A 12,610-nucleotide genomic window follows, 5' to 3' on the forward strand; every position below is an offset into this window, starting at 1 on the left:
GTCACACGCCCATGTATCGGTGCGGGCGGTGGTTGAACATCAAGACCAGGCTCAGCATCAACGCGCCCAACGCCGAATACAGCACCTTGTGCGGCGCCAGCACGGCGAAGGCCACGAGCATCAGCATGGTATCGAAGCTCATCTGCACCTTGCCGGCGCTCCAGCCGCGTTCGCGCTGCAGGTAGACCGCCAGGATGCCGATGCCGCCCAGGCTGCCACGGTGGCGGATGAAGAACAGGATGCCCAGGCCCGACAGCGCACCACCGGCAATGGCCGAGAATGCAGTGCTGATCTGCGCGTAATCGGCCCAGCGCGGCAGCAGGTCGGTCAGCGCACCGCAGGCACCCACCGCAGCAAAGGTCTTCAAGGTGAATTCCCAGCCCATGCGGCGCACGCTCAGCCAGTAGAACGGCAGGTTGACCAGCACGAACACCAGGCCGAAGTTCCAGCCCAGCGCGTAGTGCAGCAGGAACGCCACGCCGGCCATGCCACCGATCATCAACCCGCCCTTGGCGAAGATGGCCAGACCCAGCGAAGCGACCAGGGTCGCCAGCAGCATGCCCTGCACGTCTTCGGCCACCGAATGATGGTAAGCACGGTCGTCGGCCGCGGTGCCCGCCGAATCCGGCGGTGGCGTCAATGGGCCGGAGGTGACCACCGCGCCGTCATCGGGCAACGGCGCCTGCTCCGGACGCAGATCGGAATCGGGAAGGCTCACAAGGGTGGGGACTGCAGTGGGGTGCGGTATTAGGGATTGTCTGATCAACGCAGCCAGGAGACGGAAAAAGCCGTCCTGGGTCGCGTAAAACTCGTTCAAACCTTCGATTTTCGCCGTTTTCAGCTCATTTCCGAGGGTTTCCCCGGATTACAGACGCAACTCGGCCATCGCAGGCAATAAGTGCTTTCGCTTCTGCCACAGGTTCGACAGCGCAAACAGCGTCAACACCTGCGCGGTGTTCTTCGCCAAACCGCGATAGCGCACCTTGACGTAGCCGAACTGGCGTTTGATAACGCGGAACGGATGCTCCACCTTCGCCCGCAGGCTGGCCTTGGTGTGCTCCCAACGCTTTGCCCGCTTCAACGCGCGTTTGTTCTTGATCTGCTTCAACTTCGAGCGCTTTTCTGCGATCAGGTAGCGCAGCTTGCGCTTGCTCGCCATCTCTTCGCGCTTGTCCAGTCCGGTGTAGCCGCTGTCCCCGCTCACCGTGTCTTCCTTGCCGTGCAGCAGTTTGTGCGCCTGCGTGATGTCCGCCGCGTTGGCTGCCGTGCATTCCACGTGGTGCACCAACCCGGACTCATCATCCACGCCAATGTGCGCTTTCATCCCGAAGTAGTACTGGTTGCCCTTCTTGGTCTGGTGCATTTCCGGATCGCGTTCGCCCTGCTTGTTCTTGGTCGAACTGGGCGCAGCAATGATCGTGGCATCCACGATCGTGCCACCACGCAAGCTCTGGCCCTTGCGTGACAGATGCGCGTTCACTCGATCAAACAGCTTGCGTGCCAAGTCGTGCTGTTCCAGCAGATGCCGAAAGTTGAGAATCGTGGTCTCATCCGGCACCCCATCCAGGCCGCCGATCTTCGCAAAACGCCGCATCGACAACGTGTCGTACAACGCCTCTTCTGCCCCAGGGTCGCTCAGCGCGTACCACTGCTGCAAAAAGTGAATCCGCAGCATCGTCTCCAGTCGATACGGCTGTCGCCCAGGCTGGCCCGACTTGGGATAGTGCGGTTCGATCAGCGCCAGCAAGGCCTTCCAAGGCACCACCTGATCCATCTCGGCCAGGAACACCTCCCGCCGTGTTCGCTTGCGCTTGCCGTTGTACTCCGCGTCGCCAAAGCTCAGTTGCATCGAAATCGTCCGCTTGGGTCGTCGGTCAATTGTCGCAGATCAGGCTGCTTTGTTCAGAGCGTCCTTAGACACTATCGGCCGGCGCGGTTACATCCGAAACTGCAACGCGCCCATTGGGAGCGGCAGAATTGCCCGCGCGGGCAGTTCCGGGTCCGGCCGGAGGGCTGCGCGATGCGGCTGCCCGGTTCGAGCAGGCCGCCTTGCGTGACTGCGGCCGATCTTACCGAACCTCGGCGATCTCCACCCCGTCCAGTCCCTGCGCCAGGGTCTTGGCATCCCCGCCTTGCGAGAGCTTGATGCGCAGGCGCACCTCGTTCTGCGAATCGGCATAACGCAAGGCATCTTCGTAGCTGATCTCACCGGCCTGGTACAGCTCGAACAGGCTCTGATCGAAGGTGCGCATGCCCAGGTTGGTGGACTCCTTCATGATCTCCTTGAGCTTGTGGATCTCACCATCACGGATGTAGTCCTGCACCAGCGGCGTGCCCAGCATGATTTCCATCGCCACGCGGCGGCTGCGCCCATCCGGGGTGGGGATCAGCTGCTGGGCGACCACGCCTTTGAGGTTGAGCGACAGGTCCATCAACAACTGGCTGCGGCGATCCTCCGGGAAGAAGTTGATGATGCGGTCCATCGCCTGGTTGGCGTTGTTGGCGTGCAGCGTGCACAGCACCAGGTGGCCGGTTTCGGCGAAGGCGATGGCGTGGTCCATGCCTTCGCGGGTACGCACCTCGCCGATCATGATGACGTCCGGCGCCTGGCGCAGTGTGTTTTTCAGCGCGTTTTCCCAGCTATCGGTGTCGATGCCGACTTCGCGCTGGGTGATGATGCAGCCCTCGTGCTTGTGCACGAATTCGATCGGGTCCTCGATAGTGATGATGTGCCCGGTGGAATTCTGGTTGCGGTAGCCGATCATCGCCGCCAGCGAGGTCGACTTGCCGGCACCGGTGGCGCCGACGAAGATGATGATGCCGCGCTTGGTCATCGCCAGCGTCTTGATGACCGGCGGCAGGCTCAGTTCTTCGACGGTGGGAATGCGCGTTTCGATCCGGCGCAGCACCATGCCGACCTGGTTGCGTTGATAGAAGCAGCTCACACGGAATCGGCCCACGCCCGACACACCGATGGCGAAATTGCACTCGTGGGTCTTTTCGAACTCCTCGCGCTGCGCCGGCGTCATCACGTTCAGCACCAGGTCGCGGCTCTGCTGCGCGGTCAGCGGTGTCTGGGTGATCGGGCTGATCTTGCCATGCACCTTGATCGCCGGCGGCATGCCGGAGGTGATGAACAGGTCCGACGCCTTCTGATGCGCCATCAGCTTGAGAAAGGAGGTGAAGTCGATGCTGCTCATGGCGTGCGCCCTCGGTGCCGGGAATGGGGAATCGAGAATCGGAGAAGCCGGGCAACGGATCCGGTAACGGGAACCGCCTTTACGATTCCCTATTCCCGATTCCCTATTCCCGAATCACTCAAATATCCGCTTGTCCTTGGCATATTCGCGCGCCTGGTTGCGCGTGATGAGGCTGCGCTTGACCAGGTCCTGCAGGTGCTGGTCCAGCGTCTGCATGCCGTATTGCTGGCCGGTCTGGATCGCCGAATACATCTGCGCCACCTTGTCCTCGCGGATCAGGTTGCGGATGGCCGGGGTACCGACCATGATTTCCCAGGCGGCAGTGCGCCCGCCGCCGACCTTCTTCAGCAGCGCCTGCGAAATCACCGCGCGCAGCGATTCGGACAGCATCGAGCGCACCATCGGCTTTTCCCCGGCCGGGAACACGTCGATGATGCGGTCGATGGTCTTGGCCGCCGAGCTGGTATGCAAGGTGCCGAACACCAAGTGGCCAGTCTCTGCCGCGGTAAGCGCCAGGCGGATGGTTTCCAGGTCGCGCAATTCGCCGACCAGGATGATGTCCGGGTCTTCGCGCAGCGCCGAGCGCAGCGCCTCGTTGAAGCCGTGCGTGTCGCGGTGCACCTCGCGCTGGTTGATGAGGCACTTCTGCGAGACGTGCACGAATTCGATGGGGTCCTCGACGGTGAGGATGTGGCCGTATTCGTTCTTGTTGATGTAATCGATCATGCCGGCCAGCGTGGTCGACTTGCCCGAGCCGGTCGGGCCGGTGACCAGGATCAGCCCCTGCGGCTGGTCGATCAGCTGGCGGAAGATCGGCGGGCAGCCGAGGTCTTCCAGGGTCAGCACTTCGGAGGGAATGGTACGGAACACCGCCCCGGCGCCGCGATTCTGGTTGAACGCATTGACGCGGAAGCGCGCCAGCGAGGGAATCTCGAAGGAGAAATCGACCTCGAGGAATTCTTCGTAGTCGCGCCGCTGCTTGTCCGACATGATGTCGTACACCAGCGCATGCACCTGCTTGTGGTCCAGCGCCGGAATATTGATACGACGGACATCGCCATCGACACGGATCATCGGCGGCAGCCCTGCGGACAGGTGCAGGTCCGACGCCTTGTTCTTGACGGAAAACGCCAATAGTTCAGCGATATCCATGCGCTGCTTTTCCCCTAGGCTGCGATTGGAAGGTACTCCCCTGCCGGCAGTATAGCGTTCTGGCAGCGCGCGGGAAGCGGGTCAGCGCCGGTTCGGGCCGGCAGGCCGGCGCAGGGCTGAAGGCGTTGTTTTTCGGGCATGACCCTAGCCTGCATCCAGGCCAGGGGGCCGCCCTACCCTACGTGCTGGAAGCCAGCCACCGGCGGCGGCACACTAGCCACCCGTCTTTCCTGGATGTCCCCCGTGCCGGTTTCGTCGCTGCAGCAGATTCTCGATGCCATCCAGGCCGCGGCAACCGACCACGCACGCAGCGACGTCCGCCTGCTGGCGGTCTCCAAGACCAAGCCGGCCGAGGCCATCGCCGCCTTGGCGGCGCAGGGGCAGCATGCATTCGGCGAAAACTACGTGCAAGAAGCCGAGGCCAAGATCGCCATGCTCCGCGCACTTGGGCTGGAATGGCACCTGATCGGCCACCTGCAATCCAACAAAGCCGAGCTGGCCAGCCAGTGCTTCGACTGGGTGCAGACCGTGGACCGCCCCAAGCTCATTCCGTTGCTGGCGCGCCATCGCCCCGGCGATCGTGCACCGTTGAATGTGCTGATCCAGGTCAACATCGACGATGAGGACAGCAAACACGGCTGCGCGCCGGAGGCGATCGATGCGCTGGCCGACGCCATCGCACGGCAGCCCACACTGCGCCTGCGCGGATTGATGGCCATCCCGGCGCCGTTTCCGGAAGCGGCGCGGCGCGCGGCGGCCTTTGTCGGCATGCAGGCGCTCTTCGCACGGCTGCAGCAGCGTTTTGCGCAGGTGGACACCTTGTCGATGGGCATGAGCTCGGACTTCGCCGAAGCGATCGCGGCCGGTGCCACCATGGTGCGGGTGGGCACAGCGCTGTTCGGTGCACGCACGCCTTCGCCCGATGCATCCGCCTGATCCACGCCGCGCGCCGGCACCATCCATCGTTGCTTACTGGAGTTCCCAATGACCTTGCCTTCCGCGTCTGCATCGTCCGCCAACGCCGGCTCCATCGCCTTCATCGGCGGCGGCAACATGGCGCGCAGCCTCATCGCCGGGCTGATCCGGCAGGGCGTGCCGGCGGCGCGCATCCGGGTCGCCGAGCCAGTGGCCGAACTGCGCGCGGCGCTGTCGCGCGACTTTGGCGTGGAAACGTGGGAAGACGCTTGCCAGGCCGCCGATGGAGCCGACACCTGGCTGCTGGCGGTCAAGCCGCAGGTCATGCCAGCGGTCTGCGCGCAGCTGGCCGATCTTGCCCAAGCCCGACAGCCGCTGCTGGTGTCGATCGCGGCCGGCATCACTGCAACGCAGCTGCAGCGCTGGTGCGGCGGCGATGTGGCCGTGGTTCGTGCGATGCCCAACACCCCTGCCCTGCTCGGTGCCGGCGTCACCGGGCTGTACGCCAGTGCGCGCGTCTCCCAGGCCCAGCGCGCGCAGGCGACCCGGTTGTTACAGAGTGCCGGCGTCACCGTGTGGATCGAGGAGGAAACGCAGATGGATGCGGTGACCGCCGTCTCCGGCAGCGGGCCGGCCTATGTGTTTCTGCTGGCCGAGGCGATGGAGGCCGCAGCACAGGCGCAGGGCCTGCCGGCCGATACCGCGCGCACGCTGGTTTTGCAGACCTTGCTCGGTGCCTCGCGCATGCTCACCGAATCGGGCGAGGCACCCGAGGTGCTGCGACGTCGCGTGACCTCGCCCAATGGCACCACGCAGGCGGCCATCGAAACGTTCCAGGCCGGCGGCTTCGAAGCGCTTGCAGGCAAGGCGATCGCGGCGGCCACCGAACGCGGCCGCAGCCTGTCTGCCGCAAACGACTAGGAACGACTAGGCAAGCGTGCACGCGAGGCGGAACTGCCGCCGCGCCGCACTCCTGGGAGCGCGGCGTGCTGCCAGGCCTGACGCTTCATCGCAGACGGCAAGCAGACGCCGCCATGGCGCGACCTGCAGCAACGCGGCTGTCGCGTGCGCGATGATCGACGGCCGCACGATCGTGCGCTTGGTCGCGCCCAGCCGAACGCGGCGCGCACCCTGCCGTGCACGCGCCTGCGCAAGCGCCTGCTGCTGCGCGTCAGATGCCCTGCAGCCACGCGTGCGCTACGCACAGCGCACACCGGTTTGCCCCGGTTTTCCACCGCTGGTGAACGAATCCCGTCGAAACACGGTTTTTTCGTGTCGTTTTAGCGTTTGCCTATTGGCGGCGCGCAGCAGTTGCCCTACATTTCGCGTTGCCGACCGGGTCGGCAGACCCAACACCACCAACGAATACGGAACGTATAACTCATGGCAAAAACCGCCGCTAAGAAGGCTGCCCCCAAGAAGGCAGTGAAAAAGGTCGCCGCCACCAAGACCGCGAAGCCGGCCAAGGCCGCCAGCAAGACCGCCGCGCCGAAGCCGATCAAGGAAGCGCTGAGCAAGACCGGCCTGGTCGCGCATATTGCCGAAGCCACCCAGCTGGCTCCGAAGGAAGTGCGCGCCGTGCTGGCGGCGCTGGAAGGCGCTGCACATGCATCGCTGAGCAAGAAGGGAGCGGGCAGCTTCACCCTGCCGGGCATGCTGAAGCTGACCAGCGTCCACGTGCCGGCCAAGCCCAAGCGCAAGGGCATCAACCCCTTCACCAAGGAAGAGCAGGTCTTTGCTGCCAAGCCGGCCGGCTTCAAGGTCCGGGCACGCGTTGCAAAGAAGCTGAAGGACTCCGCGCTCTGATCGAGCGCATCTTTGGTGTCATCGAGACGGCCTTCGGGCCGTCTTTTTTTGTTTCATGATGACGCCAGCGGGGCATGTCGCCTGGAAAATCCTTGAGGCAATGCCGAAACGGCGTCGCGGACATTCGCCCCCTGCAAACGGCCACAGGCCTCCACGTTAGCGTGGCCGTCGCATGTCCGACGGCGGCATGAAGTGCTTGCGATGCGATTGCTGGAGAGCTGCCTGCGGCTGATCGGGCATGCCCGGACGCACCATCGACAGCGCTGCGATGCCTGGCTGCGACATGGCCAAGACCACGCCGACATAGGCGACGCTGCCGCGACCATACCTCCCGCTCATCGCCAGCGTCCTATCCTGGCGGGCATCCCAGCCAGTGACACTCTCCGTGACCTTGCCTGCTTCGTCCTCCAGCCCGGCGCGCCGTGTTCGCCGCATCGTGGTGTCGATCGCACTGCTGTGCAGCCTGGTCGTCGCCGCACGCTGGGCCTGGCAGCTACCGATCGCCGGACAGCTGCGCGCCACCTGGGAGCTGTCCCAGATGGCGCCGCCGGTCTCGTTGCGCGTGCCGGTGCAAGACGTGCGTGCACGCCAGATCGCCGATACCTTCGGCGCGCCACGCGGGCGCGACCGCACGCATGCCGGGGTGGACATCTTCGCGCCGCGTGGCACGGCGGTGCTGGCGGCAACCCGTGGCGTGGTCAGCGCAATCCGCGATCGCGGGCTCGGCGGCAAACAGGTCTGGGTACTGGGGCCGGCAATGGAACGGCACTACTACGCGCATCTGGACGACTGGGCTGCGGGGCTGGCGGTCGGCCAGGTGGTCGAGCCCGGCACGCCGCTCGGCACGGTGGGCACCACCGGCAATGCGCGCGGCACCCCGCCGCATTTGCACTATGGCGTCTATGGACGCAACGGTGCGTACGATCCATTGCCGCTATTGCGCAGGAATGCACCTGCGCCAGGCGATTGAGCAGGCTGGAACACTGCGTCATGGCGCACGCTCTCGAGCGCAGCGCAGCCTGCGCCTATGGTGGCCTTACCCCGCAATGACTCGACCCGCCATGACCCGAAAACGCTATCGCATCACGGTCACGCCGATCGAAACCGATGGCCGCCCCTGTGAGGATCGCTGCGCCATCGAGTTCGAGCAGCGCTCCCGCGCGGACTGGATGCGCTTGGTCGAAGAGCTACACCTGCGCCGCGACCTGAGCAGCGATGAGTGCGCTGCCCTGACAGTAGGATCGCAACTCCTCGAAGACCTGGCCGCACGCCCACGCGCACGCCCAAGCAACGCGCTGGACGCGCTACGGCCCAAACTGCAATTGCTGCTGGAACGCCTGCAACGCGTGCAACCGGGGGTTTGAGCGCAGCAGCACCGCCCACCGCTACACTGCGCGCATCGGCCAAGGGGAGCGCCATGCGCTGGATCGGAATCATCATCGTGGTCGTTGCGATCGGCGGCTGCAGTTGTGGGCGTACCCCGACCCCCGACACGGGCGCCGTCACCCCGGCACAGGTAACGCCGGTAGCGCCCGCGACGGTCCACGATGCCGCGCACAAGGCCAATGCGCCGCCCGCCGCCGTGCCCATGATCGATGCGACGACGCAGGCCGGCTTGATCGCCGCCGGCTCCACCGTGCAACGCTATCTGGGCGCCCTGCCCGGCGCTGCGCGTGCGCAGGCCGATGCGCTCTGGGTCGGTGGCCGCCCGCCCCCCGTCCCGGATGACGGCGTGCTACGCGCCATGGGCGGCATCGTTTCGATGCGCATCCTCAACGATCCTGCGCAGCCGCTGGATCCGCAGCAGCCGTTGCAACGGGTGGAAGTGCCGGTACGCATCGTCGTGCGCACTGCATCGGGCAGCCAGCAACTGGTCGGGACATACCGGTTGCAACCGCGTGCCGGCGGCCAGGGCTGGGAGATCTACTCGGCCACGCTGCATCCGGTGTTGCGCTAACCCACGGTTCACCGGCGGCGAATAAGGTGGTGTCATCTGCCGCTGGAGTCACCCTATGAAATTGCGCTTGCTCGCCGGACCCCTGCTTGCACTGGCCCTGGCATTGCCAGGCGCGACCGCGTGGGCGGCACCCCAGATCCAGGGCCACCAGATCAGCGTGCAGGCCAGCGATGTGCAGCAGTATCTGGGCGGACGTTTTCCGCAAACCCACGACGCCCTGGGCGGGCTGATTGCCATGACCGTCAGCAACCCCGCGCTATCGCTGCCACCCGGTGACCGCCTCATGATGGCCTTCGATCTGTCGGTGGCCACCGCAGGTGCGGCGCCTGCGCCGGTCGGTCACGTCACGCTGACCAGTGCACTGCGCTACGACACTGCCAAGCAAGGGTTTTATCTCGACCAACCCAGCATCGACGATTTTCGCCCGGCCAACGCCGGTGCGCGGCTGGATCACAGCACGCGCCAGCTGCTGAACGCCTGGCTGGCGGACTATGCGCGCAAGGAGCCGATCTATCGTATCGACCCGTCTATCGCTGCATTGATGGGTGAGGTGCAGGTGCAATCGGTTGCCATCCAGAACGGCCGGGTGGCGGTCACTTTCAACCAGAACATCGAACAGCTGGTGCCACCGGCGGCGGTGTCCGGCAGCTGAGCGAATGTTCTGCCTAGCCGCGCAGCCTTCGACCTGCCGGTGTCGCTCGTTCATCGCAAACCGCCGCCATCCGCCTGTGTGCGGCTGCGAAGGCGCGGATGCAAGGTGATTGCGGTTTCATCGGTGCGCTGGGTGTCTGGGTCGGGAAGCCACCGGGCAACACCAGCGCGTGGTAGGCCTCGTACCTTGCCTGGTCTAGACAACCCTCCACCGCCACGCGCGCCCCAGCCGGGGTGATCGCAATCATTGATCCGAGCGCCAGCACCCGGCGCGATTCCCTCGACCTCGGCGCCCCAGGAGTTCTGCTCAGCGCTTGGGCTGCAGCATGGTGCCGGTACAGTTCTTTGAACCGCAGCGGCATTCCCAGATCTTCTTCAACCGCGGCGTGTGCCGTTCGCTCAAGGTGATGCCGTAGTTGTAGGTGAGCTCCTCGCCGGGCTTGATGGCGCGCTTGGCCTCGATGAAGATCTTGTCCTTGCGGCGGTCGTCGCCTTCTGCCTCTTCGATCACCGCTTCGCAATTGGGATTGCAGCTGTGGTTGATCCAGCGCGCCACGTTGCCTTCGTAGTTGGCGTCCAGCACGTAGTCGTCGCTGAGGGTGAACAGAAACGTGTGCCCGCTCTCCACATCGCCGGTGTCGTCGGCGTCCACCTCGGCATGCGTGCGCAGACGGCCCTTGTACTGGATGATGCGCTCGCCCTTGCGGAGCGCGGCGAGGGCGAACATGCCATTGCCGTGGATACGTGACTTGCGGGCGGCAACTTTGCGCGACATGTAAGGATCCGGTGATGGGGCCGCTCATTGTGACCGCAGCGCGCCCCACCGCCAAGCACAAGCGCGCCACCGCTCGCAACAGCTGCGGCTTGCCGGCGGCTGAACCGGGCAGTTGGCCGTCCCGCGCCCAAAAGAGTACAATTTCGGTCCGTTTTAGGATGGCAGCGATTTCCCATGTTGCGCGTCACCAAACTCACCGATTACGCCACCGTGGTGCTGACCGTGTTGGCCGCGCGCAGCGAGCAAGTGCTCAGTGCCAGCGAGCTGGCCGAGCAGGCCGGGCTTGAAGCGCCGACCGTGAGCAAGATCCTCAAGCCGTTGTCGCAGGCCGGCCTGGTCGAAGGTCTGCGCGGCGTGCATGGCGGCTACCGGCTGGCACGCGCCGCCAGCGACATCACCCTGGTGGAAATCGTCGAGGCAATGGAGGGCCCGCTGGCGATCACCGAATGCAGCCAGGACCACAGCCAGTGCGGCATCGCGCATACCTGCGGGGTGCGTTCCAACTGGCGCCTGATCAACGACGTGGTGGGCGATGCCCTGCGCCGCGTGACGCTGGCGCAGATGCTGCAGCCCCTTTCCCTCCCTGGCGACAGCCGCCGGCGTTCCATCGCCGCGCGCGTCGCGACCACCTGACCTGTAGGCAGCCCGATGGCCACCGAACTTGCTCCTCCGCAGAATGCACAGATCCTCGAACGGCTGGGCCGGCGCTACGACGCCGGCTTCGTCACCGAGATCGAATCCGATTCGCTCCCGCCCGGCCTGGACGAAGATGTCATCCGTGCGCTGTCGGCCAAGAAAGACGAGCCGCAGTGGATGACCGACTGGCGTCTGGAGGCCTACCGCCATTGGCTGAAAATGCCGATGCCGGAGTGGGCGAAGCTGCAGATCGCGCCGATCGATTTCCAGGCGCTGAGCTATTACTCCGCGCCCAAGGGCCCGAAGTACGCCTCGCTGGACGAGGTGCCCAAGGAGCTGCTCGATACCTACGACAAGCTCGGCGTGCCGCTGCACGAGCGGGCCAAGCTGGCGGGCGTGGCGGTGGATGCGGTGTTCGATTCGGTCTCGGTCGGCACCACGTTCCGCAAGGAGCTGGCCGAAAAGGGCGTGATCTTCTGCTCGATGTCCGAGGCCATCAAGGAGCACCCGGAGATCGTCAGGCAGTACCTGGGCAGCGTGGTGCCGGTGGGCGACAACTACTTTGCCGCCCTGAACTCGGCCGTATTTTCCGATGGCAGCTTCGTGTTCATTCCTGCGGGTGTGCGTTGCCCGATGGAGCTGAGTACCTACTTCCGCATCAACGCCGGCCATACCGGCCAGTTCGAGCGCACCTTGATCGTGTGCGAGGACAAGGCCTACGTCTCGTATCTGGAAGGCTGCACTGCGCCGATGCGCGATGAAAACCAGCTGCATGCCGCCGTGGTGGAGCTGGTGACGCTGGAAGATGCCGAAATCAAGTATTCGACCGTGCAGAACTGGTACCCGGGCGACGAGAACGGTGTTGGCGGCATCTACAACTTCGTCACCAAGCGTGCCGAATGCCGTGGTGCGCGCAGCAAGGTCACCTGGACACAGGTCGAAACCGGCTCGGCCATCACCTGGAAGTATCCCTCGTGCGTGCTGCTCGGCGACGACTCGGTGGGCGAATTCCATTCGGTAGCGCTCACCCACCACCGCCAGCAGGCCGACACCGGCACCAAGATGATTCACATCGGCAAGCGCACCAAGAGCAAGATCGTCAGCAAGGGCATCAGCGCCGGGCGCGGCCAGAACACCTACCGCGGCCTGGTCAAGGTGGACCGCAATGCCGATGGCGCGCGCAACTACACCCAGTGCGATTCGCTGTTGATCGGCAAGCAGTGCGGCGCGCATACCTTCCCCTATATCGAGGTGAAGAATCCGGGCGCCACTGTCGAGCACGAGGCCACCACCTCCAAGATCAGCGACAACCAGCTGTTCTATTGCCGCGCGCGTGGCATCAGCCAGGAAGATGCGGTGTCGCTGATCGTCGACGGCTTCTGCAAGCAGGTCTTCCGCGAACTGCCGATGGAGTTCGCCGTAGAAGCCAAGAAGCTGCTGGAAGTGTCGCTGGAAGGCAGCGTCGGCTGACACTCATTCCCTTCTCCCTTTGGGAGAAGGTGGCGCGCAGCGCCGGAT

At 64.8% G+C, this 12,610-nt stretch carries 15 protein-coding genes; 9 read left to right on the forward strand and 6 right to left on the reverse strand.

Features of this window, described 5'->3' with window-relative positions; all coding sequences use genetic code 11:
- Position 1: 1 nt before the first annotated feature.
- The 4 genes from ACCQ13_RS12925 to ACCQ13_RS12940 form a co-directional block, all read right to left on the reverse strand.
- Complete coding sequence (locus ACCQ13_RS12925) at positions 2-676, reverse strand: YitT family protein (RefSeq protein WP_167527011.1); 675 nt, start codon at positions 674-676, stop codon at positions 2-4.
- Between the two features lie 189 nt (positions 677-865).
- A complete protein-coding gene (locus tag ACCQ13_RS12930; RefSeq protein ID WP_159406471.1) occupies positions 866-1,849 on the reverse strand; it encodes an IS5 family transposase in 984 nt (327 codons plus the stop codon).
- A gap of 220 nt (positions 1,850-2,069) precedes the next feature.
- On the reverse strand, positions 2,070-3,200 hold the full coding sequence (locus ACCQ13_RS12935) for a PilT/PilU family type 4a pilus ATPase (RefSeq protein ID WP_104604006.1): 1,131 nt from the start codon (positions 3,198-3,200) through the stop codon (positions 2,070-2,072).
- Positions 3,201-3,314: 114 nt separating this feature from the next.
- On the reverse strand, positions 3,315-4,352 hold the full coding sequence (locus ACCQ13_RS12940; protein WP_104604005.1) for a type IV pilus twitching motility protein PilT: 1,038 nt from the start codon (positions 4,350-4,352) through the stop codon (positions 3,315-3,317).
- A gap of 243 nt (positions 4,353-4,595) precedes the next feature.
- Between ACCQ13_RS12940 and ACCQ13_RS12945 the strand changes: the two genes are divergently transcribed.
- The 3 genes from ACCQ13_RS12945 to ACCQ13_RS12955 all read left to right on the forward strand — a co-directional run bounded on the left by ACCQ13_RS12945 (position 4,596) and on the right by ACCQ13_RS12955 (position 7,073).
- Positions 4,596-5,288 (forward strand): YggS family pyridoxal phosphate-dependent enzyme, encoded by a 693-nt coding sequence (locus ACCQ13_RS12945; RefSeq protein ID WP_159407309.1) that lies wholly within the window; start codon positions 4,596-4,598, stop codon positions 5,286-5,288.
- A gap of 48 nt (positions 5,289-5,336) precedes the next feature.
- Positions 5,337-6,188, forward strand: coding sequence for a pyrroline-5-carboxylate reductase (gene proC, locus ACCQ13_RS12950; RefSeq protein ID WP_159407310.1), 852 nt, complete (start codon positions 5,337-5,339; stop codon positions 6,186-6,188).
- A 462-nt stretch (positions 6,189-6,650) separates the two neighbouring features.
- Positions 6,651-7,073 (forward strand): HU family DNA-binding protein, encoded by a 423-nt coding sequence (locus ACCQ13_RS12955; protein ID WP_104604003.1) that lies wholly within the window; start codon positions 6,651-6,653, stop codon positions 7,071-7,073.
- A 156-nt stretch (positions 7,074-7,229) separates the two neighbouring features.
- On the opposite strand, the gene ACCQ13_RS12960 is transcribed toward ACCQ13_RS12955, so the two are convergent.
- Positions 7,230-7,412, reverse strand: a complete 183-nt coding sequence (locus ACCQ13_RS12960) for a hypothetical protein (protein ID WP_104604002.1) — start codon at positions 7,410-7,412, stop codon at positions 7,230-7,232.
- 34 nt (positions 7,413-7,446) lie between these two features.
- Between ACCQ13_RS12960 and ACCQ13_RS12965 the strand changes: the two genes are divergently transcribed.
- The 4 genes from ACCQ13_RS12965 (at position 7,447) to ACCQ13_RS12980 (ending at position 9,682) form a co-directional block, all read left to right on the forward strand.
- Positions 7,447-8,043, forward strand: a complete 597-nt coding sequence (locus ACCQ13_RS12965; protein ID WP_274391961.1) for a M23 family metallopeptidase — start codon at positions 7,447-7,449, stop codon at positions 8,041-8,043.
- Positions 8,044-8,134: 91 nt separating this feature from the next.
- A complete protein-coding gene (locus ACCQ13_RS12970; protein WP_167526915.1) occupies positions 8,135-8,437 on the forward strand; it encodes a DUF3861 domain-containing protein in 303 nt (100 codons plus the stop codon).
- A gap of 224 nt (positions 8,438-8,661) precedes the next feature.
- Positions 8,662-9,030, forward strand: a complete 369-nt coding sequence (locus ACCQ13_RS12975) for a hypothetical protein (RefSeq protein WP_104604009.1) — start codon at positions 8,662-8,664, stop codon at positions 9,028-9,030.
- A gap of 55 nt (positions 9,031-9,085) precedes the next feature.
- Complete coding sequence (locus tag ACCQ13_RS12980; RefSeq protein WP_104603999.1) at positions 9,086-9,682, forward strand: YceB family lipoprotein; 597 nt, start codon at positions 9,086-9,088, stop codon at positions 9,680-9,682.
- A gap of 306 nt (positions 9,683-9,988) precedes the next feature.
- Here the strand turns inward: ACCQ13_RS12980 and ACCQ13_RS12985 are convergent, their stop codons facing one another.
- A complete protein-coding gene (locus ACCQ13_RS12985; protein WP_104603998.1) occupies positions 9,989-10,456 on the reverse strand; it encodes an SET domain-containing protein in 468 nt (155 codons plus the stop codon).
- A gap of 174 nt (positions 10,457-10,630) precedes the next feature.
- On the opposite strand from ACCQ13_RS12985, the gene ACCQ13_RS12990 reads away from it, so the two are divergent.
- The gene (locus ACCQ13_RS12990) at positions 10,631-11,089 is read left to right on the forward strand and encodes an SUF system Fe-S cluster assembly regulator (RefSeq protein ID WP_104603997.1); all 459 of its coding nucleotides are present in this window, start codon (positions 10,631-10,633) and stop codon (positions 11,087-11,089) included.
- Between the two features lie 15 nt (positions 11,090-11,104).
- Complete coding sequence (gene sufB / locus ACCQ13_RS12995) at positions 11,105-12,562, forward strand: Fe-S cluster assembly protein SufB (RefSeq protein WP_104603996.1); 1,458 nt, start codon at positions 11,105-11,107, stop codon at positions 12,560-12,562.
- The last annotated feature ends 48 nt before the right edge of the window (positions 12,563-12,610 follow it).

The sequence above is a fragment of the Xanthomonas sp. NCPPB 1638 genome (assembly GCF_041475635.2).
Classification (GTDB): domain Bacteria; phylum Pseudomonadota; class Gammaproteobacteria; order Xanthomonadales; family Xanthomonadaceae; genus Xanthomonas; species Xanthomonas cucurbitae.

Excerpts from the sequence above, each read along its gene's own strand:
- ACCQ13_RS12985 (WP_104603998.1), bottom strand. The coding sequence starts at position 10,456 with ATGTCGCGCAAAGTTGCCGCCCGCAAGTCACGTATCCACGGCAATGGC.
- ACCQ13_RS12970 (WP_167526915.1), top strand. The coding sequence starts at position 8,135 with ATGACCCGAAAACGCTATCGCATCACGGTCACGCCGATCGAAACCGAT.
- ACCQ13_RS12960 (WP_104604002.1), bottom strand. The coding sequence starts at position 7,412 with ATGAGCGGGAGGTATGGTCGCGGCAGCGTCGCCTATGTCGGCGTGGTC.
- ACCQ13_RS12940 (WP_104604005.1), bottom strand. The coding sequence starts at position 4,352 with ATGGATATCGCTGAACTATTGGCGTTTTCCGTCAAGAACAAGGCGTCG.
- ACCQ13_RS12975 (WP_104604009.1), top strand. The coding sequence starts at position 8,662 with ATGATCGATGCGACGACGCAGGCCGGCTTGATCGCCGCCGGCTCCACC.
- ACCQ13_RS12980 (WP_104603999.1), top strand. The coding sequence starts at position 9,086 with ATGAAATTGCGCTTGCTCGCCGGACCCCTGCTTGCACTGGCCCTGGCA.
- ACCQ13_RS12990 (WP_104603997.1), top strand. The coding sequence starts at position 10,631 with ATGTTGCGCGTCACCAAACTCACCGATTACGCCACCGTGGTGCTGACC.
- sufB (WP_104603996.1), top strand. The coding sequence starts at position 11,105 with ATGGCCACCGAACTTGCTCCTCCGCAGAATGCACAGATCCTCGAACGG.
- ACCQ13_RS12935 (WP_104604006.1), bottom strand. The coding sequence starts at position 3,200 with ATGAGCAGCATCGACTTCACCTCCTTTCTCAAGCTGATGGCGCATCAG.
- ACCQ13_RS12930 (WP_159406471.1), bottom strand. The coding sequence starts at position 1,849 with ATGCAACTGAGCTTTGGCGACGCGGAGTACAACGGCAAGCGCAAGCGA.
- proC (WP_159407310.1), top strand. The coding sequence starts at position 5,337 with ATGACCTTGCCTTCCGCGTCTGCATCGTCCGCCAACGCCGGCTCCATC.
- ACCQ13_RS12955 (WP_104604003.1), top strand. The coding sequence starts at position 6,651 with ATGGCAAAAACCGCCGCTAAGAAGGCTGCCCCCAAGAAGGCAGTGAAA.